This is a genomic window from Mycolicibacterium chengduense, assembly GCF_033741155.1.
In the GTDB taxonomy this organism is placed as follows: Bacteria; Actinomycetota; Actinomycetes; order Mycobacteriales; family Mycobacteriaceae; genus Mycobacterium.
The window spans coordinates 39,038-57,985 of record NZ_JAWQNH010000002.1 but is presented as its reverse complement, the minus strand read 5'-3'; the positions used below and the strand labels follow the sequence as shown (position 1 = coordinate 57,985).

Below are 18,948 nucleotides of genomic sequence, written 5' to 3'. Positions count from 1 at the left end.
GGCCAGACTGGTCGGATGCCCGAGCATCCTGTTCGTGCCGTCCTGCGGCTTTCGGCACCCATCGGCCTGGCATTCGTCCCGCTGGGCATGGCGTTGGGATTCCTGGTGGTGCACGCCGGGCTGGCGTGGTGGTGGGCGCCGGTGTTCGCGGCGGTCATCTATGCCGGCTCGCTGGAGTTCCTGATGGTCGGCCTGGCCGCGGCCGGCGCACCGATCGCCACTGTGGCGTTGACCAGTTTCGTGGTGAACTCCCGGCACGTGTTCTACGCCCTGTCGTTTCCGCTGCAGCGGATCGACGGCGCGGCCGCCAAGCTGTACAGCACGTACGTGCTGTCCGACGAGGCCTACGCTGTCGGCGTCAGCCCGGCGGCCGCCACCTGGACCAGCCGCCAGATCCTCTTGATGCAGTGCGCTTTTCACCTCACCTGGGCCGCTTCGGCCGGACTGGGCGGGTTGGTGGGTGCGGCCCTGCCGGTGCAACGCCTGCAGGGGCTCGACTTCGCGCTGACCGCGTTGTTCGTGGTGCTGGCCATCGACGCCTACCGTCAGCACCCGGACCGGCTCACCGCGGTGATCGCGGTGCTGTGCGCGGTAGTGGCCTGGCTGGTCGCTCCCGGGCAGCTGCTGGTGTGCGCGTTCGCCGCGTTCACCGCAGCACTGTTGGCGCGGTTCGTGGTCGATCGTCGGCGGACCGATGGCTGAGCCCGGACACATCGCCGCACTGGTGGCGGTGAGCGCGGCGGTGACGTGGGCGCTGCGGGCGTTGCCGTTCGCCGCGTTGGCTCCCATGCGACACAGCGTCGTCATCAGGTATCTGAGCGTGCACATGCCGCTGGGCGTGATGGTGATACTTGCCATGTACACCCTGCGTGACGTGCCCGAAGCCGCTGTGCGTCAGCAGGTTTGGACGGCGATCGCGGTGGCCGTCACGGCGGGTCTGCATTTGTGGCGGGGCCACGCCTTGGTGTCCATCCTGGCGGGCACCGTAATCTACGTGACATTGGTGACGGCGTGGTGAGACGGTGAGCGTCGTGAACATCTTCCCGGGAACCGAGCTCGCCGCGCGGATCGAGGCCGCCGAGACGGCGCTGATCAGTGCCGGCGCCACCGATGTCCGTCCGCTGGCCGGGGGCGCGGCGTGCTTCGCCGGGCCCGATTCACCGCTGACCAAGGTGGTGGGCCTTGGCTTCGGCGGAGTCCCGGCCGACGCCGACCTCGACGAGATCGAACGGGAGTACGCCCGCCGCGGAGCGGCCGTCCAGGTGGAGCTGTCGAATCTGGCTGACCCGCAGATCGGCGCCATGTTGACCGGCCGCGGCTACCGGCTGGTGTCGTTCGAGAATGTGCTCGGCACCCGGCCCGTCGCCGAGCCCGGCGTACCGGGCGTCCGGGTCGACAAGGCCCGTGCCGACGAGCTGCGAGCCTGGGTCGACGTGGTCGTCGACGGTTTCGCGCACCCCGACGCCGAGGGGGTGCCCAGCCATGAGGAGTTCCCCCGCGACGTGCTCGCCGCGGCAGTGCGGGATATGGTCGCCGCCGGTGCGGTGACCTACCTGGCGCGCTGCTCGGCGAGCGAAGCGACGGGGGATGAGCACGGGGTGAGCGCCATCGCGGGCGGGGCCAGCATGCGTATCACCGATGGGGTCGCTCAGCTGACCGGGGCCGCCACCGCGCCGGCGTTCCGTCGGCGCGGCGTGCAGAGCGCGCTGCTGTCCGCACGGTTGTCCGATGCGGATGCCGCAGGCGCCGATATCGCCGTGGTCACCACTTCACCGGGGTCGCGATCGCAGCAGAACGTGCAGCGCAAGGGTTTTCAACTGCTCTACACCCGGGCGATCCTGGTGCGCTGATCGGTGCACCCAGTCAGTAGAGCAGGGTGCGCAGGTGATCCTCGGCGTAGTACGCCTGCAGTTGTTCCAGCGTCTGTTCCGGCTTGAACGAGTGGGCGAGCTGTGCCGTGCTGGGCACCGCTTCGGGGTTCCAGGTCTCCGGCTTCCACGCGTCCGAACGCAGGAACGCCTTGGCGCAATGGAAGAACACTTCTTCGACGGTGACTTCGAGGGCCAGGATGGGGCGTTTGCCCTTGACGGCCATCGCGTCGAAATACGGTGCGTCGGAAACGATCTTGGCGCACCCGTTGACGCGCACGGTGTCCCCACGCCCGGGGATGACGAACAGCGTGCCCACCCGCGGGTTCTGCAGCACGTTGAGGTAGCCGTCCACCCGTTTGTTGCCAGGGCGTTCCGGGATGGCGATGGTGTGCGCGTCCAGCACGTGCACGAACCCGGCCGGGTCACCCTTGGGGGAGACGTCGACCCGGCCCTGGGCGTCGGTGGTGGCGACGAAGCACAGTGGCGAGTGCGCGATCCAATCCCGGTGGATATCGGAGAGCCGGTCGCTGACCTTGTTGGCGACGGCGGCGGTCGGCTCCCCGACGATGGTCCGGAGTTCTTCGGCGGTCGTGACCTCGGTTCGCATACCGTCCATCATCCGGGGTCCCCGAACCGCAGGGAAAGTGCTTTTCGGTCCAGCTTGCCGATCCCGCGCCGTGGCAGCGCATCGACGACGTGGATCTCGCGCGGTGCGGCGGTCACGTCCAGCGTCTCCGCGACGAGCGCGCGGATCTCGGTCAGGACCGGCACCGTGGCACCGGGAACCATCACCACGGCCGCGGCCACCCGCTGTCCCAGCCGCGCATCGGGAACCCCGAACACGGCGCACTCGGCCACTGCGGGATGGCCGGCCATGGCGTTTTCCACCAGTTGCGGTAACACCGTGAGCCCACCGGTGCTGATGGCGTCGTCGACCCGGCCGAGGATGGACAGCGCCCCGGAACCGTCGAGCGCGCCGAGGTCGTCGGTGCGGAACCAGCCCGGCTCGGCGAAGGGGTCCGGGGTCACCGGATTGCGATAGCCGTCGGCCACCATCGGCCCGCCGAGCACCACCCGGCCGTCGTCGATCCGGACCTGCACACCGGCCAGTGCCCGGCCGTCGTAGACGCAGCCACCTGCTGTCTCACTCATGCCGTAGGTGCGTATCACCCGGATCCCGGCGTCGGCCGCGCGTCCGCCGACCCCCGCCGGCATCGGGCCACCGCCGATCAACACCGCGTCCAGATGTGCCAGTGCCGCCGCCGCGGCCGGCTCGTCGAGCAGCTTGACCAGTTGGGCGGCCACCAGTGCGGCGTAGCGCCGGCCGGACCCCATCGCGGCGACCGCGGAGACCAGTTCGGTGGCAGCGAAGCTCGCCGGGATCGCCACCGGCGTGGTGCCGGCCAGCACGCTGCGTACCAGCACCTGTAACCCGGCGATGTGATGGGCGGGTAACGCCAGCAGCCAGTGGCCGGGCCCGCCGAGGCGGTCATGGGTGGCGTGTGCGCTCGTGGTCAACGCCGCGACCGACAGCATGGCGCCCTTGGGGATTCCGGTGGTGCCGGAGGTCGGCACCACCACGGCGATGTTCTCGCCGATGTTCTCGCCGGCGCGAAGTGCGTCGGTCAGCAGGGCGCCCTGGCGCGGGTCGTCGGCCGGGACGGGCAGCAGCGCGCCGGCGTTTTGCCCGGACAGCACCGCCTCGATCGCGGGCAGCGCCGACAGGGCCGCCACGCCGGGCTCGATGGGCAGCGGTCGCAGGACGGTTATGGGGTCTCCTCGTCGTCGTCCTCGGCCGGGTCGCCGTCCCGTGGGTCGTCGAGCGGCCAGCCCTTGGCGGCCAGCCGATTCCGCACCCGCTCCACGTCTTCTTCGCGGGGCAACTCGTCGGTGATCTGGGTGATCAACACGCCGATGTCGATATGGTCGAACTCGCCGCGGTCGATCAGGTCCTGGGCGACGGCCTTGACCTCGTCGTTGCTGAGCCGGCGGGTGAGCAGTGCCATCAGCGGTACCCGATCAGGACCCGGAACACCCTCGGGATAGCCGGCGTTCAGCCACGCCACGATCTTTGCGAGAAACGCGTTCACGGCTCGTCCTCCTCCCTTGAGTCGCATCGATGGTAGTGCGCGCGGTCACGGGCTGCTTCCGTCGCGCGCAGACAAACCGGCTGCCATGTCCGTTCTCAGGAGAACGCACCGGGGCGCCAAGATGAACACTGGGTGAACTCCTGTGGGGCAGTTGAAAATCGCCTGGTCAGACCATATTGGTAGGCGCCCTACCCGCTGGTCAAACGGGATGGCGTTACCCCAGAATTAGCGCCATGAGCGCAGAGATGATCATCCTGGTGCTGTTGATTGGGACAGCGCTGGCTTTCGACTTCACCAACGGATTTCACGACACCGGAAATGCGATGGCGACGTCGATCGCCACCGGTGCGCTTAAGCCCAAGACCGCCGTGATCCTCGCCGGTGTGCTCAACCTGGTCGGCGCCTTCCTCTCGGTCGAGGTGGCCGTCACCGTGACCACGTCGGTGCTGAAGGTGCAGGACAGCAAGACCGGGCATCTGCTGTCGGGCATCGACGCGTCGATGGGCTTGACCATCATCTTCGCCGGCCTCATCGGCGGCATCCTGTGGAACCTGCTGACCTGGTTGTTCGGCATCCCGTCCAGCTCGTCGCATGCGCTCTTCGGCGGTCTGATCGGTGCCGGCCTGGCCGCGCTCGGCCTGTCCGGGGTCAACTGGCCCGGCGTGTTCCAGAAGGTGATCATCCCCGCGCTGGCCGCCCCGTTCATCGCCGGCCTGGTCGCGGCCGTCGGCACCTGGCTGGTCTACCGGATTACCCGCAACGTGATGAAGAAGCGCCGCGAGGACGGCTTCCGCTGGGGCCAGATCGCCACCGCCTCGCTGGTGGCGCTGTCGCACGGCACCAACGACGCGCAGAAGACCATGGGTGTCATCGCGCTGGCGCTCATTACCACCGGGCATCTCACCGGCGACGTGAAGAAGGACGGCCTGCCGTTCTGGATCATCGCCTCCTGCGCCCTGGCCATCGGGCTGGGCACCTACATCGGCGGCTGGCGCGTCATCCGCACCCTGGGTAAGGGCCTCGTCGAGATCGAGTCGCCGCAGGGCTTGGCCGCCGAGGCCTCGTCGGCTGCCATCATCCTGAGCTCGTCGGCCGCCGGCATGGCGCTGTCCACCACCCACGTCGCCACCGGCTCGATCCTCGGTAGCGGTGTCGGCAAGCCGGGCGCCGAGGTGCGCTGGGCGGTCGCGGGCCGGATGGCCATGGCCTGGCTGATCACCCTGCCGGCCGCCGCGCTGGTGGGTGCGCTGTCCTACTGGCTGTCCTTCGGGCTCAAGTCGGCCACCGGATCCCAGCTCGTCGGGGACGGCGTCATCTTCGTGATCCTGGTGGCGCTCTCGGGCTACATGTACTGGCGTGCCCAGCAGCAGAAGGTGGACCACAGCAACGTCAACGCCGACTGGGACGAGTCGACCAACTCGGTGGTGCCCGCCGAGGTCCGCGAGACCCGCCCCGACAAAGCCGCCGTCTGATCGCGACGCGACGAGAAGGAATGTGACGCAATGACTTACGTAGAGGCAATCCTCAAGGTGCTGGTGGTGGGGCTCATCCTGGGTGCCGGCCTGCCCGCCCTGTTCGCCACCGGACTGGTGGCCTTCTCCAGCGGATCGGGCGGCACCAACAACGACGGCACCGCGCAGGCCCCCAACCCGGCACTGCGGGCGCTCGGGCTGCTGCTGTTCGCCCTCGTCGGGGTGGTGGTGCTGATCGGCATCCTGTGGATCACCAAGGCCACCATCATCCACCACTTCGGTTTCAACCCCGTCCCGTTCATCCCGGGTAAGTGAGACGCAGATGACCGATACCAACGCGTTCGACAGCGTCCTGCAATGGTTGCGTGAGGGCTACCCGGAGGGCGTGCCGCCCAAGGACTACTTCCCGCTGCTGGCTCTGCTCAAGCGTTCGCTCACCGAGGAAGAGGTCGTCAAGGCCGCGCAGTCCATCCTCCGGACGAGTGAGGCCGAGACGGTCACCGAGGCCGAGATCCGCGCCGCCGTCGAGGCCATCATCGAGAAGGAGCCCAACCCCGAGGAGATCCACCAGGTCGCCTCGCGGCTGGCCTCGGTCGGCTGGCCGCTGGCCGCGCCAGTTAGATAAGCGGCTCGAACAGAACACCCCCGGTCCACCGGACCGGGGGTGTTGTCGTGCAGCCGGTCAGAACTGCGGGATCTCGATCTCGGAGAACAACACCCGGACCCCGCCGGTGGACAGCCGAGCCATCGCCGCGAAGAACTCGCCTGCCTCGGGCGTGGTGACGGCGGCGCTGGCGGCGTCGTAATCGGCGTAGTAGAGGTCGATGGACCGGTAGGCCGGTGTCGGGCTGCCGTCCTCCTTGGGCCACACCTTGGACGCCTCGAACCGGACGTACCCCGGGATGCGCCGGGCGGCCTCCAATTGTTCTGCGGGATAAGCGCTCTCGAACGCGGCAGGATCGGTGGGGTTGTCGTAGATGACGGTGATCTTGGTCTCGGGCACGGGCTTCCTCTCAATTGCGGACGTCGCGGCGCAGTGGATGGGTGGGTGGCACCTCGACGAAGATCAGCAGTATGCCGTCCGGATCGGTGACGTGCATTTCGTGCAGGCCCCAGGGCTCCTCCTGCGCGGGCCTGGCGACGGTGACCCCGCGGCCGGCCAACTCTGCTTGCGTGGCATAGACATCGCGGACCTGCAGCCACAGTGCAATATCCCGTCGCTCCGCTCGCCCCGCAGGTGTTCCGCCGCCGGACGGCTCGCCGTGGCCGGCCAGCTCCAGCAGCGACTGGCCGGCGTAGAACACCGTGCCCGCGCCGTATTCGCGGGCGATGGCCAGCCCGATCTGATCGCGGTAGAACGACACGGATTTCGGATAGTCCGCCGGCCTGATGAGCATCCGGCTGGCCAGGATTTCCATGCACCCTGTCTATCACGGTCTATCACGGATTCTCGGCGGCCAGCCGGTACCCGCGCACGGCGATCGGACCGAACACGGCGACGAGTCCGGCTACCCAGGCCACCGATTGCAGCACCGGCCACAGCACCGGTCCGCCGCCGGCCAGCCCACGCATCGCCTCGATGGCCGGTGACATCGGCTGGGCCCGCACGATCGGTTGCACCCATCCGGGGAACACGTCGACCGGCACCATCCCGGAATTGAAGAACAGCAGCAGAAAGCACACCGTCGACAATCCCGTGATGATGTTCTTGCCGCCGGACTGCACGGCCACCGCCACGATGACCGTCGAGAAGCCGATCACCATCAACACCGGGATGAGAACGAATCCCACTGCGCCCGGCCAGCCTTCGGTGAAACGCAGACCCATCGCCAGTCCGACCGCGGTGAGCGCCACCGCGCCGGCCAGCGCGCGGGCGCTTTCCGCGATCAGCCGCCCGGTCAGCGCGCTGGCCCGGTGCACGGGCAGCGCCCACAACCGGCTCAGCAGTCCGGCTTCTCGCTCGTCGGGTATTGCGGCCCCGGTGCCCATCGCGCCGAACAGCGCCCCGGCCACCGCGCACATCGGCACCAGGCCGTAGAGGCTGCTGGACCCGGTCAGCTGCCGCACCGAGGTGCCGACCACCAGTGCGTACACGACGAGCAGGAAGGTAGGGAAGATCAGCGACTGGATGAGCACCACCGGGGCGCGCCGCCAGCCCAGCAGCAGCCGCCGGGCGTGCACCCGGGATTGCCGGATCATGCCGCCCGCCTCTGCATGCGGACGGCGATCGCACCGAACACCACCAACAGCCCCATGCACCAGGCGATGCTCGCGCCGAGCCGGACATGCTGGCCCACCGCGAGCCCACGCAGCGTGTCGGCGAGCACCGATACCGGTTGATGGCGTACGAACGGGCCCAGCCACGACGGAAATGCTTGGGCCGGAGCGATTCCGGTGGACAACATCACCAGCAGCAGCTGGGGGACCAGCAGCGTCTGGCCGGCGGCCTCGGTGCTGCCGGCGACCGAACCCATCGCGTCGGCGCCCAGCGACAGTGCCAGCGACAGCAGCAAGGACAGCCCGACGAAGACCAACAGGTCGGCCACCCCACCGTGGAACCCGAACCCGAACGCGCACCCCACCGCCAGCGCTGCGCTCAGTGCCGCGGCCGCGCGCAGCAGCGCTGACAGCATGCGCGCGGTCACCGGTGCCAGCGCCGTGATGGGCAACGACCGCATCCGGATTCCCATGCCGCTCAGGTGATCCCGCGCGGCGCGGTCGGCCGTGGTCATCGCGGTGAAGATCATTGCCTGCACCACGATGACGGGCAGGATATACTGCGGGTAGCTCATCCCGTCGGTCTGGATGACCTTGCGCAGGGTGATGTCGAAGCAGACGAAGAACGCGACCGGTCCGCCGATCGCGAACAGCAGGTCGCCGTCGCGCAGGGTGCCCAGTACCGAGCGCCGGGTCAAGGCGCCCAGAGCCGTCACGCCGGCGACCCGGTCAGTTCGAAGAACACCTCGTCCAGCGACGGCTTGCGCAGCGCGATATCGGCGACCTCGATGTCGAGGGTCTCGATGCGACGGAACACCTCGCTCAAGGTGGCCAGCCCGTCGGGTGCGGGCAGCGACAGCGTGCCGGTATCCGGATCCGCCGTGATCTCGGTTCCGGTGCCGGTGATATCGACCAGCGCGGCGGCGATGCGGGGACCGTCGGCCGGGCGCACCGGGGTGACCCGGCACACCGTGGCGCCGACGCGGTGCTTGAGTTCGTCGGCCGTGCCCTCGGCGATCACCCGGCCGTGGTCGATGACGACGATCGAATCCGAGAGCGCGTCGGCCTCCTCCAGATACTGGGTGGTCAGCAGCACGCTGGTGCCCGCGGCGGTCAGCGAACCGACCAGGTCCCACACCTCCCGTCGGCTGCGCGGGTCCAGGCCGGTGGTCGGCTCGTCCAGGAACACCACGGCGGGCGCGGCGACCAGCCCACAGGCGATGTCGGCCCGGCGGCGCATACCGCCGGAATAGGTGCCGACGCGGCGGTCGGCGGCGTCGGTGAGGCCCAGTGCCGACAGCAGCTCGTCGGCCCGGGCGCGGGCCTTGGCCCGGCTCAGCCCGTTGAGTTCGGCGAACAGGACGAGGTTCTCCCGGCCGGTGAGCATCCCGTCGATGGCGGCGTACTGGCCCGTCAGCCCGATGTGTTTGCGGACGTCGGCGGCCTGGTGCACCACGTCGAACCCGGCGACGGTGGCCCGGCCGGAAGTGGGCCGGATCAGGGTGGACAGCACATTGATGGTCGTGGTCTTGCCTGCCCCGTTGGGTCCCAGCACGCCGAGCACCGTGCCCGCCGGCATGCTGAACGTCACGCCCTGCAGGGCCTGCCTGTCGCCGAAACGTTTGGTGACGTCTTCCAGCTGGATCGCATAGTCGGACACGCGGTTGAGTATGACAGGCTAACCTAAGTTGGCGATGGGTCCGGGCGTCGCCGAGAGCGGTCGCTGGCCTGTAAGCCGATGGCGAAGGCGGCCAGATCGCCCAGGTTCATCGGGTCGCGCCCGGTCAGCTCCCGGATACGGCCCAGCCGGTGCCGCACGGTGTTGGTGTGCAGGAACAACTCGCGTGCGGTGTCGATGACGGACCCGTTGGTGGCCAAGAAGGTTCGCAGCGTGCGCACGTGTTGGGTGCCGCGGCTGCGGTCCATGTCGGCCAGCGGATCGATGAGCTGATGCCGGAACGGCGCCAGCCGATTCGACGGGAGGCCCTCGAGCAGGCTGCCGACGGTGCTCAGCTGGTCGGGTCCGACGCTGCCGCCGTGTTGGCGCGCCATGTCCAGCGCGATGCGCGCCTGGCTGATGGCCGAGCCGAGTTCGATCAACGGTGAGGGCGCCGAATGACCGGACGGCAGGGACAGTTCGGCGGCCGACTGGCGAAACTCCCCGCCGTCGGGGGTCAGCACCAGGCACACGTCCGGGGCGTCGCCCACCAATGCGGCGGGAAACGTCATGGCCAGCACGGCACCCGCGCCCGCGGGCCAGGCCGAACACGCCAATTCTGGTGCGCCCAGGCCCGGCCAGTCCAACAGCTGGGACAGCGCGTCGGGCAGCAGCATGCGCCGCTCCACCAGCGACAGCAGCTGTCCGACCCGCTCCCGCGACAGCGCCGACTCGATGTCCCGGTCACCTTGGGCGGCTTGCGCGAACCGGGCGATGACCTCCAGCACGGCCGGTTCCGGCGGCCGACCGCGTCCCACCCAGGACAGACTGCCCACGCCCTCCACGTCGAGCGTGCCCGGCCCGGCACCGTCGGCCCGGTCGGCACCGTCCACCACGAAGTAACCGCCGAGCACCGTGCCGGCCCGGTCCAGCAGCTGGCGTACCGTCTCGCCCCGGCGTTGCGATGAAAGAAGCTCCGGCACAAGGCTATTGGTCGCACGGGCTACGGCGATCTCGCCGCCCATCCGAAAGTCGGCGACGAACCGGCTCAGGGCCGCGAACGGCACCGCCGGTGGTGCCACCAGCAAGGCCAGCCCCTGCCGACGGCACGCTGCGACCAGCGCGTCGGGTACGGCATCGTGCACATCACCGATGCCGAAGCACAAGCCCGACGCTCCCGCGGTGCCCAACGCGCCGACGAAGTCCACGCAGTCCTGGGGTGTCTGCAGACTGATCCCGACCGTGCACACCAGTTCACCACCGCGTAGGTAACGCGACGGGTCCCGCAGTTCGGTGGTGTGCGCCCAACTGATGGGCCGGTCCAGGTCGCCGATGGCGTCGTCGGGGGCGCTCAGCCCGAGCACCGAACCGAGCAGGTCGCGCGCAGTCGGGTCCGGCATCAGCCGAGCGTAACGCCGGCGTCACACCGACGCCCGGCCGACGTTGTGCGATCGGCCAATGCGCAGGGCTGTCGATGGTGCATCTGCTGCATCTTTGCCGTCGATGCTGGCATGTCCGCGGTCCGGGGTTGATAGTTCGTCCAACACGTCCTGAGGAGCAGCACATGTCAGCACCCGGCTCGGCACCCGGCATCGACGCGCCGCAGGCCCTGCGGCGCGAGTTCTCCCTGTGGTCGGCCTTCGCGTTCGCGTTCGCCTTCATCTCGCCGATCGTCGCCCTCTACGGCATCTTCGGTCTCGCACTGGCCGCCGCCGGACCCAGCTTTTGGTGGGGTTTCGCGCTGGTGTTCGGCGGTCAGCTGCTGGTCGCTCTGGTTTTCGCGATGCTGGTGTCCCGCTGGCCGCTGGAAGGATCCATCTATCAGTGGTCGCGGCGGCTGCTCGGCACCACCTACGGCTGGCTGGCGGGTTGGGTGTACATGTGGACGCTGGTGATCGCGATGGCCACGGTCGCACTCGGCGCGGCCGGTTTCGTGGCGAACATCGCCGGTGTGCAGGCCCCCTCGGGTGGGCTGCGGGCCGTCATCGCGCTGGTGATCCTGATCGGCGGCACGGCGATCAACCTGATCGGCCGGGGCGCGCTCAAGGTGTTCATGACCGCCAGCATCGTGGCCGAGGTGATCGGCTCGATCGGGCTGGGCACCTGGTTGCTGCTGTTCCACCGGCAGAACTCGGTCTCGGTGCTGTTCGACGGCGGTGGCCCGGACACCGGCACCTGGGCCTACCTGAGCGGACCGTTCCTCATCGCGGTGGCGTTCATCGGGTTCTCCTTCGTCGGCTTCGAGAGCGCGGGCGCCATCGCCGAGGAGGTGCACGAACCGCGGCGCTACCTGCCCAAGGCGGTGCTGTTCTCGCTGACGTTCATCGCGCTGGTGGTGGCCTACTCCAGCCTGGCGATCATCCTGGCCATCCCGGACCTGGATGCCGTGGTGGCCGGGTCGGTGGCCGACCCGGTGTACGAAACGCTCACCACCGCACTGGGACAGGGCATCGCCAAACCGGTCGAGGTGTTGTTCGTCATCGGGTTCATCGCGAGTTTCCTGGCGCTGCAGACCTCGGCGTCCCGGGTGATCTGGGCGTACGCCCGCGACGGCGCGTTGCCCGGGGCCACCGCGCTGGCAAGGTTGCGCGGTAACGCACGTATCCCGGTGCTGGCCATCGGTGTGACCACCGTCGTCGGTGGCGCGCTGTTTCTGCTGAGCATCGTCGCCGGCGACATCTACGCCCTGATGGTCAACTTCACCACCGGCGGGTTCTATCTGGCATTCCTGTTCCCGCTCATCGGATTCGTGGTGGTGTTGGCGCGCAGGCAGTGGCGCGACGGCGCGTTCTCGCTGGGCCGGGCCACGGTGCCGGTGGCCGTGCTCGCCGCGGTGTGGGCGGTGCTGCAGATGCTCAACATCTCCTGGCCGCGCCCGGTATACGACCAGCGATACCTGGACTGGTCGGTGTGGATCGGCGTGGCGGTGGTGCTGGCCGTCGGCCTCGCCACGCTGGCCGGGGTACGGGGGCGCATCGTGGGCACCGAGGTCGCCGAGGAACTCGGGACCACCCGTGTCTGAGCGGCCGGCAGCTGAGCCACCGGTGGCGGTGGTCACCGGCGGCGCCAGCGGTATCGGCGCGGCCGTCGTATCGGCATTGCGCGGTCGGGGCTACCGGGTCGCAGCACTGGACCTGAGCGCCCGGGCGGACGCTGATCACGTTGCTGTGGTTGATGTTTCGGATGGTTCGGCGGTGTCCGGTGCCGTCGCCGAGATCCGCCGCACGCTCGGTCCGATCACCGCGCTGGTGACCTCGGCCGGCCATTACGAGATGGCGCCGGTCGCCGAGATCGACACCCGGGCGTGGCGGCGGATGCTGCGGGTGCATCTCGGCGGACTGTTCCACGCCACCCGGGCCTGCCTGCCGGACATGCTGGAGCGCCGATCCGGCGCGGTGGTGGCGGTTTCCAGCGAACTCGCCGTCGGCGGCGGCGAACACGATGCGCACTACGCCGCGGCCAAAGGCGCGATCCTGGGCCTGGTGCGCAGTCTGGCCGCGGAGGTGGCCGACCGCGGTGTCCGGGTGAACGCCGTCGCGCCCGGCCCCACCGACACGCCGCTGCTGGCGCCCGACTCGCCCTGGCGCGCACCGGAATACCTTGCGACACTGCCGCTGCGCCGGCTCACCGCCCCGGCCGAGGTGGCCCGCTGTGTGGAGTACCTGGTGTGTGATGCCGGCTTCAGCACCGGTGATGTGGTGAACGTGAACGCGGGGGCGGTGATATGAGCGGGCTGGCCGGGCGGGTCGCTCTGGTCACCGGTGCCGCGCAGGGGATGGGTGCCACCCATGCCCGGCGACTGGCCGCCGCGGGAGCAACGGTGGCCGTCAACGACATTCGGGCCGGTAGCGCGCTGGATGAGCTGGCCGCCGAGATCGGTGGGCTGGCGGTGCCTGGCGACGTCGCCGACCCCGAGACTTGCGACCGGCTCGCCGACACCGTCGCCACGGCGACTGGGCGCCTCGACATCCTGGTAGCCAACCACGCGTACATGACCATGGCCCCACTGCTGGAGCACGACGAACAGGATTGGTGGCGCGTCGTGGACACCAACCTCGGCGGCACCTTCCACCTGATACGGGCCGTGCTGCCGTATATGCGCCGGTTGGGGGCGGGTCGCATCGTGGTGATCAGCAGCGAATGGGGTGTCACCGGCTGGCCGCAGGCCACCGCGTACGCCGCGTCGAAGTCCGGGCTGATCGCGCTGGTGAAGACGCTGGGCCGGGAACTTGCCCCGGAGCGGATCATCGTCAACGCGGTGGCGCCGGGGGTGATCGACACCCCACAGCTGCGCGTCGACGCCGACGCGGCCGGAGTCGACCTGGCGACCGTGCAGGCACAGTACGCGCGATCGATCCCGTTGGGGCGCATCGGAACCGCCGACGAGATTGCCGCGGCGGTGCGGCTATTGACCGATTTCGATCTGGAAGCGGTTGTCGGACAAGTGATCTCCTGCAATGGGGGATCGACGAGGGGCAGGGTATGACGGAGCGTTATGTGCGGTCGCAGACCGGCAAGGTCGGGCAGGTGGACGCGCAGGCGGTGCCACGCTACGCGGGTCTGGCCACCTTCGCGCGGTTACCGCAACGCCACGAGGTGCCCGACCACGATATCGCCGTGGTGGGAGTGCCGTTCGACAGTGGCGTCACCTACCGGCCGGGCGCCCGGTTCGGTCCCGCCGCCATCCGGCAGGCCTCCCGGCTGCTCAAGCCCTACCACCCGGCGCTGGACACCAGTCCGTTCGCCAGGGCACAGGTGGTCGACGCCGGTGACATCTCGGCGAACCCGTTCGACATCGGCGAGGCGGTCGACCAGATCCGCGCCGGAGTGACCGACCTGCTGGCGCGCCGCGAGCAACGCGTGGTGTTGCTCGGCGGCGACCACACCATCGCGCTGCCCGCGCTGCAGGCCGTGCACGCCGTGCACGGACCGGTGGCGCTGGTCCATTTCGACGCCCACCTCGATACCTGGGACACCTATTTCGGTGCGCCGTGCACGCATGGCACGCCGTTCCGACGGGCCGCCGAACAGGGCTTGCTGGTCAAGGACCGTTCGGCACACGTCGGCATCCGCGGATCGTTGTACGACCGGGCCGACCTGCTCGACGACGAATCCCTCGGTTTCACCGTGGTGCACTGCCGCGACGTCGACCGGATCGGGATCGACGGTGTCATCGAACGCATCCTGACCCGGGTCGGCGAGCACCCCGTCTACGTGTCGATCGATATCGACGTGCTGGACCCGGCATTTGCGCCCGGCACCGGGACACCCGAGATCGGCGGGATGACCAGCCGTGAACTGGTCGCCGTATTGCGCGCGATGCGGGGGCTGCGGATCGTCGCCGCAGATGTGGTGGAGGTCGCCCCGGCATACGACAATGGTGAGGTGACCGCGGTGGCCGGGGCGAATGTGGCCTACGAGTTGATCAGTCTGATGGCCGATGAGTTCTGACGTGGCTTGGGGCGAGCGAAGCGACGGGAAATTTGCCTGGCCTGCGGGCAAATCGGCGGCGGCGTCCTTCAGCTTCGACGTGGACGCCGAGTCGGCCGTGTTGTGGGGTAACGACGCCGTCGCGGCCCGGATGAGCGTGATATCCCATCAGGCGTACGGACCGCTGGTGGGGGTGCCGCGCATCCTCGATCTGCTGGAGCGCCACCAGATCCCGGCGACCTTCTTCGTGCCGGGCCATACCGCACACCGCTATCCGGACGCGGTGCGCAGTATCGTCGCCGCCGGGCACGAGATCGCCCACCACGGTTACCTGCACGAGCAACCGACGGCGCTGACCATGGACGAGGAGATCGAAGCCCTCGACCGCGGACTGGCGGCCCTGGCCGAGGTGGCCGGGGTGCGCCCGGTCGGGTACCGCGCGCCGATGTGGGACCTGTCCTGGCGCACGCCGGACCTGCTGGCCGAGCGCGGATTCCTCTACGACTCCAGCCTGATGGATGCCGACCACCCCTACGAGCTCGCGGTCGGGGACACGTCGCTGGTGGAGATCCCGATCCAATGGGCGCTCGACGACTGGGAGCAGTATTGCTACCTGCCCGACGTCTCGGGCAGCGGACTGATCGAAAGTCCGCGCAAGGCAAGGGAATTGTGGCAGCTGGAGTTCGACGCGCTGCGCGACGCCGGCGGCTGCTGGGTGCTGACCAACCACCCGTTCCTGTCCGGGCGGCCCTCCCGCGCGGCCGAGCTGGGTGACCTGATGCGTTACGTGGTGGAGCACACCGACGTGTGGACCACCAATCTCGGCACCATCGCCGAGCATGTCCGCTCGCTGGGGCTGACGCCGCGCAGCATCACCCCGCCGTGAGCACTGACCGGTCTAGACCCCGCGTTTCATGATGGCGTCCAGCAGGCTGGGGGCCACACCGTCGAGCACCTTGGCGGTCACCGCCATCCGCGGTGCGATACGCACCGGGCGAGTGCGCGCGGCCGTCACCATCCAGTCGGCGGCCTCGTCGGCCGAGAGCCCCGGCATGCCCACGAAAGCCTTGGTGGGCTCGATCATCGGCGTCTTCACCAGCGGATAGAACAGCGTCGTGGTGTGCACGCCCTTGGCCGACCATTCCGTCTCGGCGACCCGGCTGATCGCCGTGAGCGCGGCCTTGGACGCCTGGTACGCGCCGAAGAACGGTGACGATTCGTTCATCACGCCCCATGTCGACACGTTGATCACGTGGCCGTCGCCACGGGCGATCATGCCCGGCACCAGTGCGCGCATCAGCCGCAGCGGCGCGTAATAGTTCAGCGCCATCGTGCGCTCCAGGTCATGCCAGCGGTCCAGCGATTCGATCAACGGCCGCCGGATGGACCGGCCGGCGTTGTTGACCAGAATGTCGATCCCGCCATGGCTTTCGAGCACCTGCGCGGCGACGGCGTCGACGGCGTCCAGGTCGGACAGGTCGGCGGACACCGCCTCGGCGATGCCGCCGTCGGCGCGGATGCCGTCGGTGAGGGACTGCAGCAGCTCGGCGCGCCGGGCCACCACGACGACGCTGGCCCCGCACGCGGCGAGTTTGCGGGCGGACGCCTCACCGATTCCGGACGAGGCGCCGGTGACCAGGATGCGCTTGCCGCGCAGCTCGATCTCCGGGCCGCGGTGCAGGTGTTCGGTCAGCGGCGGGCGCATGCTGGTCAACAGCACGGCGTCGGTCAGCCGGCGCAGGGGGTTCTTGGCCACCCAGCCAATCTAGAAGTAGCGCGGGAACCGGCTCCAATCCGGGTCGCGCTTTTCCAGGAAAGCGTCGCGACCTTCCACGGCTTCGTCGGTCATATAAGCCAAACGCGTTGCCTCACCGGCGAATACCTGCTGGCCGACCAGACCGTCGTCGATCAGGTTGAAACCGAACTTGAGCATCCGGATGGCCTGCGGCGACTTGCCGTTGATCTCGGCGGCCCACTGCAGGCCGGTTTTCTCCAGATCCGCGTGGTCGACCACCTCGTTCACCGCGCCCATCTGGTACATGGTCTGTGCGTCGTAGGCGCGGCCCAGGAAGAAGATCTCGCGGGCGAACTTCTGGCCGGTCTGCCGGGCCAGGTAGGCGCTGCCGAATCCGCCGTCGAAGCTGCCGACGTCGGCGTCGGTCTGCTTGAACCGGGCATGCTCCCGGCTGGCCAGGGTCAGGTCGCAGGTCACGTGCAGGCTGTGCCCGCCGCCGGCCGCCCACCCGTTGACCAGGCAGATGACCACCTTGGGCATGAACCGGATGAGCCGCTGCACCTCCAGGATGTGCAGCCGACCGGCCCGCGCCGGGTCCACCGTCTCGGCCGTCTCGCCGGCCGCGTACTGGTAGCCACTGCGGCCACGGATGCGTTGATCGCCACCGGAACAGAACGCCCAGCCACCGTCCTTGGCCGACGGGCCGTTGCCGGTCAGCAGGATCACCCCGACGTCAGGGGACATCCGGGCGTGGTCGAGCACCCGGTACAACTCGTCCACGGTGTGCGGGCGGAACGCGTTGCGCACCTCCGGCCGGTCGAACGCCACCCGCACCGTCGGCTGCGCGACACCGTCGACGACATGCCGGTGATAGGTGATATCGGTCAATTCGAAGCCGGGCACGGGCTGCCACAGCGTGGGGTCGAACGGGTTGTCGCTCATGCTGCGACTGTATTGCGCAGCACGCTCAGGTTTGGCACAGGGTGCGCTCGGGTATCAACCTGCCGCACAGCGGCGCCGACGCGCGCCCAGTACAGGAGGGTGACGATGAAGTTCTCTGCGGGTTTGGTGACCATGGTCGCGGCGGCCGGACTGCTCGTAGGATGCTCCGCCCCTTCCATCACCGGCGGTGACACCTCGTGCAAGAGCTTCCTGGGAGCCGATGAGAAGACCCAGACCGACGCGGTCGCCAAGATGCTCAAGGACGAAAAGGGCACGGACGCAGCCCAACTGGAGATCACCGGGACCCGGCTTTCGGTGCAGACGTTCTGCCAGACCGCCGGCAAGCAGGACAGCAAGATCAAGGAAGCCCCGCACCTGTAAGGGCTAGATCGGGTCGAACCGGAACACCGGGATCCGGCCGGCCAGCGCCTCGAACTCGTCGGGGTGCGGCCCGGTGACCAGACCGGCGTTGCGGATGAAACTCACCCCGGTGGGCACCAACACGGGGAACTGCCGCAGCAGTGGGCGGGCCGCGTCGACCGGCATCTCCACCACGCGCACCCGGGTCGTGCGGCGGCCCTGGTGCAGGGTGGCCTCGGCCGCGGCGCGGACATTGGCCACCCAGTCCGCGCCGGGCAGTCCGCCGACCACGTAGCGGTGCCCGTCCACGGTCATGGGGGTGACCGGGGTCGAGCGCAGCTTCCCGGATTTGCGCCCGACCACGGTGAGCACCAGCGGGCCCTTCTCGCCGCCGACGCCGAGCTTGTTCAGCCCGATCATCACCTTGTTGACGTACTTGAGCCACCAGGGCGGACGCACCCGTTCCTGTGCCATGACGCCAGCTTAGAACGCGATCCCGTGCTGCCGAAGGGCCCGCATCAACCCGTCGGGCCGCTCGGCGGTGGGCAGCGGGTCCACCAGGGCGAAGGCGCAGCCGATGGCGCGGGCCCCGCCGTCGGCCTCCTCGCTGTCGCCGACCATCAACGCCCGGGACGGATCGATGCCCAGGCGCGCCAGCGCGATGCGGAAGATCGCGGGATCCGGTTTGATCGCGCCCACCTCGAAGCTCAGCACGTATTCGTCGGCGGCCGTGCCCGCGGCGGCGAAGGCCGGCCGCAGGTCGAAGGCGATATTGGACACCACCGCCGTCTTGATGCCTGCCGCCCGCAATCCGTTCAGCGTGGCCGCGGTGTCGGGATACGGCGTCCACGACGCGGGGTCGACCAGCTTGGGGTACAGCGCCGCGGCATCCTCACCGGTGAGCCCGGATTCCCGCAGTACGTGCAGGTAGGCCTCCCGGTGCAGATGCGGTTCCAGGTCCCGGCGAGACCAGTTGTGCTGCTGTTCGGGCGACATCGGCACCGCACTGCCGGTGGGGGCGGTCACCCGGCGCATCAGCTCGGCCTGCACATGGCCGTCGACGGCCTGCTCGTCCACCGTGATGCCGGCGAACCAGCTGTCGTCTTCCTCGAGTCGGAACAGGGTGCCGGAATAGTCGAAGAGCACCGCGCGCAGATCAGTCACGGGTTCCATC

The 18,948-nt window shown here is 69.1% G+C and carries 25 protein-coding genes; 12 read left to right on the top strand and 13 right to left on the bottom strand.

Features of this window, described 5'->3' with window-relative positions; genetic code table 11:
* Positions 1 to 15 precede the first annotated feature (15 nt).
* Genes SBI67_RS05730 through SBI67_RS05720 form a run of 3 tightly spaced genes read left to right on the top strand, consistent with a single transcriptional unit; the run spans position 16 to position 1,850 of the window.
* Positions 16 to 702: an AzlC family ABC transporter permease gene (locus SBI67_RS05730; protein ID WP_318979642.1), complete on the top strand. Its 687-nt coding sequence runs from the start codon at positions 16 to 18 to the stop codon at positions 700 to 702.
* Positions 695 to 1,018, top strand: coding sequence for a branched-chain amino acid transport AzlD family protein (locus SBI67_RS05725; protein WP_318979641.1), 324 nt, complete (start codon positions 695 to 697; stop codon positions 1,016 to 1,018). The genes SBI67_RS05730 and SBI67_RS05725 overlap by 8 nt, the downstream gene beginning before the upstream one ends.
* A 4-nt stretch (positions 1,019 to 1,022) precedes the next feature.
* Positions 1,023 to 1,850, top strand: coding sequence for a GNAT family N-acetyltransferase (locus SBI67_RS05720; RefSeq protein ID WP_318979640.1), 828 nt, complete (start codon positions 1,023 to 1,025; stop codon positions 1,848 to 1,850).
* 13 nt (positions 1,851 to 1,863) lie between these two features.
* On the opposite strand, the gene SBI67_RS05715 is transcribed toward SBI67_RS05720, so the two are convergent.
* The 3 genes from SBI67_RS05715 to SBI67_RS05705 are packed head-to-tail and all read right to left on the bottom strand — an operon-like array spanning position 1,864 to position 3,961.
* Positions 1,864 to 2,478: a pyridoxamine 5'-phosphate oxidase family protein gene (locus tag SBI67_RS05715; RefSeq protein WP_318979639.1), complete on the bottom strand. Its 615-nt coding sequence runs from the start codon at positions 2,476 to 2,478 to the stop codon at positions 1,864 to 1,866.
* Positions 2,479 to 2,486: 8 nt separating this feature from the next.
* Positions 2,487 to 3,641 (bottom strand): o-succinylbenzoate--CoA ligase, encoded by a 1,155-nt coding sequence (gene menE, locus SBI67_RS05710; RefSeq protein ID WP_318980447.1) that lies wholly within the window; start codon positions 3,639 to 3,641, stop codon positions 2,487 to 2,489.
* On the bottom strand, positions 3,638 to 3,961 hold the full coding sequence (locus SBI67_RS05705; protein WP_318979638.1) for a DUF3349 domain-containing protein: 324 nt from the start codon (positions 3,959 to 3,961) through the stop codon (positions 3,638 to 3,640). Before SBI67_RS05705 ends, menE begins: the two co-directional genes overlap by 4 nt.
* 233 nt (positions 3,962 to 4,194) lie before the next feature.
* Between SBI67_RS05705 and SBI67_RS05700 the strand changes: the two genes are divergently transcribed.
* From SBI67_RS05700 to SBI67_RS05690, 3 genes are read left to right on the top strand one after another with little or no spacing between them, the layout of a single operon-like run.
* Positions 4,195 to 5,433 carry an inorganic phosphate transporter gene (locus SBI67_RS05700; protein WP_266045093.1) on the top strand — a complete coding sequence of 413 codons (1,239 nt, stop codon included), beginning with the start codon at positions 4,195 to 4,197 and terminating at the stop codon, positions 5,431 to 5,433.
* 30 nt (positions 5,434 to 5,463) lie between these two features.
* On the top strand, positions 5,464 to 5,748 hold the full coding sequence (locus tag SBI67_RS05695; protein ID WP_266045092.1) for a hypothetical protein: 285 nt from the start codon (positions 5,464 to 5,466) through the stop codon (positions 5,746 to 5,748).
* Between the two features lie 7 nt (positions 5,749 to 5,755).
* The gene (locus tag SBI67_RS05690; protein WP_318979637.1) at positions 5,756 to 6,058 is read left to right on the top strand and encodes a DUF3349 domain-containing protein; all 303 of its coding nucleotides are present in this window, start codon (positions 5,756 to 5,758) and stop codon (positions 6,056 to 6,058) included.
* Between the two features lie 57 nt (positions 6,059 to 6,115).
* Here the strand turns inward: SBI67_RS05690 and SBI67_RS05685 are convergent, their stop codons facing one another.
* From SBI67_RS05685 to SBI67_RS05660, 6 genes are read right to left on the bottom strand one after another with little or no spacing between them, the layout of a single operon-like run.
* A complete protein-coding gene (locus SBI67_RS05685) occupies positions 6,116 to 6,436 on the bottom strand; it encodes an EthD family reductase (RefSeq protein ID WP_318979636.1) in 321 nt (106 codons plus the stop codon).
* Between the two features lie 10 nt (positions 6,437 to 6,446).
* Entirely contained in the window at positions 6,447 to 6,851 is a 405-nt protein-coding gene (locus SBI67_RS05680; protein ID WP_318979635.1) for a VOC family protein, read from the bottom strand.
* A gap of 22 nt (positions 6,852 to 6,873) precedes the next feature.
* The gene (locus tag SBI67_RS05675; protein WP_318979634.1) at positions 6,874 to 7,632 is read right to left on the bottom strand and encodes an ABC transporter permease; all 759 of its coding nucleotides are present in this window, start codon (positions 7,630 to 7,632) and stop codon (positions 6,874 to 6,876) included.
* Positions 7,629 to 8,366 (bottom strand): ABC transporter permease, encoded by a 738-nt coding sequence (locus SBI67_RS05670; RefSeq protein WP_318979633.1) that lies wholly within the window; start codon positions 8,364 to 8,366, stop codon positions 7,629 to 7,631. The genes SBI67_RS05675 and SBI67_RS05670 overlap by 4 nt, the downstream gene beginning before the upstream one ends.
* On the bottom strand, positions 8,363 to 9,310 hold the full coding sequence (locus SBI67_RS05665) for an efflux ABC transporter ATPase subunit, DrrA-related (protein WP_318979632.1): 948 nt from the start codon (positions 9,308 to 9,310) through the stop codon (positions 8,363 to 8,365). Before SBI67_RS05665 ends, SBI67_RS05670 begins: the two co-directional genes overlap by 4 nt.
* A gap of 23 nt (positions 9,311 to 9,333) precedes the next feature.
* Positions 9,334 to 10,707 carry a PucR family transcriptional regulator ligand-binding domain-containing protein gene (locus SBI67_RS05660; protein WP_318979631.1) on the bottom strand — a complete coding sequence of 458 codons (1,374 nt, stop codon included), beginning with the start codon at positions 10,705 to 10,707 and terminating at the stop codon, positions 9,334 to 9,336.
* A gap of 164 nt (positions 10,708 to 10,871) precedes the next feature.
* Here SBI67_RS05660 and SBI67_RS05655 point away from each other — a divergent pair, with 164 nt between their 5' ends.
* From SBI67_RS05655 to SBI67_RS05635, 5 genes are read left to right on the top strand one after another with little or no spacing between them, the layout of a single operon-like run.
* On the top strand, positions 10,872 to 12,329 hold the full coding sequence (locus tag SBI67_RS05655) for an APC family permease (protein WP_318979630.1): 1,458 nt from the start codon (positions 10,872 to 10,874) through the stop codon (positions 12,327 to 12,329).
* Positions 12,322 to 13,035 (top strand): SDR family NAD(P)-dependent oxidoreductase, encoded by a 714-nt coding sequence (locus SBI67_RS05650; RefSeq protein ID WP_318979629.1) that lies wholly within the window; start codon positions 12,322 to 12,324, stop codon positions 13,033 to 13,035. Before SBI67_RS05655 ends, SBI67_RS05650 begins: the two co-directional genes overlap by 8 nt.
* Positions 13,032 to 13,793, top strand: a complete 762-nt coding sequence (locus SBI67_RS05645; protein ID WP_318979628.1) for an SDR family NAD(P)-dependent oxidoreductase — start codon at positions 13,032 to 13,034, stop codon at positions 13,791 to 13,793. Before SBI67_RS05650 ends, SBI67_RS05645 begins: the two co-directional genes overlap by 4 nt.
* Complete coding sequence (gene speB / locus SBI67_RS05640; protein ID WP_318979627.1) at positions 13,790 to 14,758, top strand: agmatinase; 969 nt, start codon at positions 13,790 to 13,792, stop codon at positions 14,756 to 14,758. Before SBI67_RS05645 ends, speB begins: the two co-directional genes overlap by 4 nt.
* On the top strand, positions 14,748 to 15,623 hold the full coding sequence (locus tag SBI67_RS05635; RefSeq protein ID WP_318979626.1) for a polysaccharide deacetylase family protein: 876 nt from the start codon (positions 14,748 to 14,750) through the stop codon (positions 15,621 to 15,623). The genes speB and SBI67_RS05635 overlap by 11 nt, the downstream gene beginning before the upstream one ends.
* 12 nt (positions 15,624 to 15,635) lie before the next feature.
* Here the strand turns inward: SBI67_RS05635 and SBI67_RS05630 are convergent, their stop codons facing one another.
* Both SBI67_RS05630 and SBI67_RS05625 read right to left on the bottom strand, forming a co-directional pair.
* Positions 15,636 to 16,493 carry an SDR family oxidoreductase gene (locus SBI67_RS05630; protein ID WP_318979625.1) on the bottom strand — a complete coding sequence of 286 codons (858 nt, stop codon included), beginning with the start codon at positions 16,491 to 16,493 and terminating at the stop codon, positions 15,636 to 15,638.
* Between the two features lie 9 nt (positions 16,494 to 16,502).
* Complete coding sequence (locus SBI67_RS05625) at positions 16,503 to 17,414, bottom strand: 1,4-dihydroxy-2-naphthoyl-CoA synthase (protein WP_266045079.1); 912 nt, start codon at positions 17,412 to 17,414, stop codon at positions 16,503 to 16,505.
* Positions 17,415 to 17,519: 105 nt separating this feature from the next.
* Here SBI67_RS05625 and SBI67_RS05620 point away from each other — a divergent pair, with 105 nt between their 5' ends.
* Positions 17,520 to 17,795 (top strand): hypothetical protein, encoded by a 276-nt coding sequence (locus tag SBI67_RS05620; RefSeq protein ID WP_318979624.1) that lies wholly within the window; start codon positions 17,520 to 17,522, stop codon positions 17,793 to 17,795.
* Between the two features lie 3 nt (positions 17,796 to 17,798).
* Here SBI67_RS05620 and SBI67_RS05615 read toward each other — a convergent pair whose 3' ends face one another.
* Together SBI67_RS05615 and SBI67_RS05610 are read right to left on the bottom strand one after the other, a co-directional pair.
* Positions 17,799 to 18,248, bottom strand: coding sequence for a nitroreductase family deazaflavin-dependent oxidoreductase (locus SBI67_RS05615; protein WP_318979623.1), 450 nt, complete (start codon positions 18,246 to 18,248; stop codon positions 17,799 to 17,801).
* A gap of 9 nt (positions 18,249 to 18,257) precedes the next feature.
* Complete coding sequence (locus tag SBI67_RS05610) at positions 18,258 to 18,947, bottom strand: HAD family hydrolase (protein WP_318979622.1); 690 nt, start codon at positions 18,945 to 18,947, stop codon at positions 18,258 to 18,260.
* Position 18,948: the final 1 nt, after the last annotated feature.

Bases quoted from the DNA above. Each gene is read 5' to 3' on its own strand.
- SBI67_RS05695 (WP_266045092.1), top strand. From the start codon at position 5,464: ATGACTTACGTAGAGGCAATCCTCAAGGTGCTGGTGGTGGGGCTCATC.
- SBI67_RS05690 (WP_318979637.1), top strand. From the start codon at position 5,756: ATGACCGATACCAACGCGTTCGACAGCGTCCTGCAATGGTTGCGTGAG.
- SBI67_RS05675 (WP_318979634.1), bottom strand. From the start codon at position 7,632: ATGATCCGGCAATCCCGGGTGCACGCCCGGCGGCTGCTGCTGGGCTGG.
- SBI67_RS05610 (WP_318979622.1), bottom strand. From the start codon at position 18,947: ATGGAACCCGTGACTGATCTGCGCGCGGTGCTCTTCGACTATTCCGGC.
- SBI67_RS05725 (WP_318979641.1), top strand. From the start codon at position 695: ATGGCTGAGCCCGGACACATCGCCGCACTGGTGGCGGTGAGCGCGGCG.
- SBI67_RS05700 (WP_266045093.1), top strand. From the start codon at position 4,195: ATGAGCGCAGAGATGATCATCCTGGTGCTGTTGATTGGGACAGCGCTG.
- SBI67_RS05660 (WP_318979631.1), bottom strand. From the start codon at position 10,707: ATGCCGGACCCGACTGCGCGCGACCTGCTCGGTTCGGTGCTCGGGCTG.
- SBI67_RS05615 (WP_318979623.1), bottom strand. From the start codon at position 18,248: ATGGCACAGGAACGGGTGCGTCCGCCCTGGTGGCTCAAGTACGTCAAC.
- speB (WP_318979627.1), top strand. From the start codon at position 13,790: ATGACGGAGCGTTATGTGCGGTCGCAGACCGGCAAGGTCGGGCAGGTG.
- SBI67_RS05620 (WP_318979624.1), top strand. From the start codon at position 17,520: ATGAAGTTCTCTGCGGGTTTGGTGACCATGGTCGCGGCGGCCGGACTG.
- SBI67_RS05625 (WP_266045079.1), bottom strand. From the start codon at position 17,414: ATGAGCGACAACCCGTTCGACCCCACGCTGTGGCAGCCCGTGCCCGGC.
- SBI67_RS05655 (WP_318979630.1), top strand. From the start codon at position 10,872: ATGTCAGCACCCGGCTCGGCACCCGGCATCGACGCGCCGCAGGCCCTG.
- SBI67_RS05680 (WP_318979635.1), bottom strand. From the start codon at position 6,851: ATGGAAATCCTGGCCAGCCGGATGCTCATCAGGCCGGCGGACTATCCG.
- SBI67_RS05645 (WP_318979628.1), top strand. From the start codon at position 13,032: ATGAGCGGGCTGGCCGGGCGGGTCGCTCTGGTCACCGGTGCCGCGCAG.
- SBI67_RS05715 (WP_318979639.1), bottom strand. From the start codon at position 2,478: ATGCGAACCGAGGTCACGACCGCCGAAGAACTCCGGACCATCGTCGGG.
- SBI67_RS05635 (WP_318979626.1), top strand. From the start codon at position 14,748: ATGAGTTCTGACGTGGCTTGGGGCGAGCGAAGCGACGGGAAATTTGCC.
- SBI67_RS05730 (WP_318979642.1), top strand. From the start codon at position 16: ATGCCCGAGCATCCTGTTCGTGCCGTCCTGCGGCTTTCGGCACCCATC.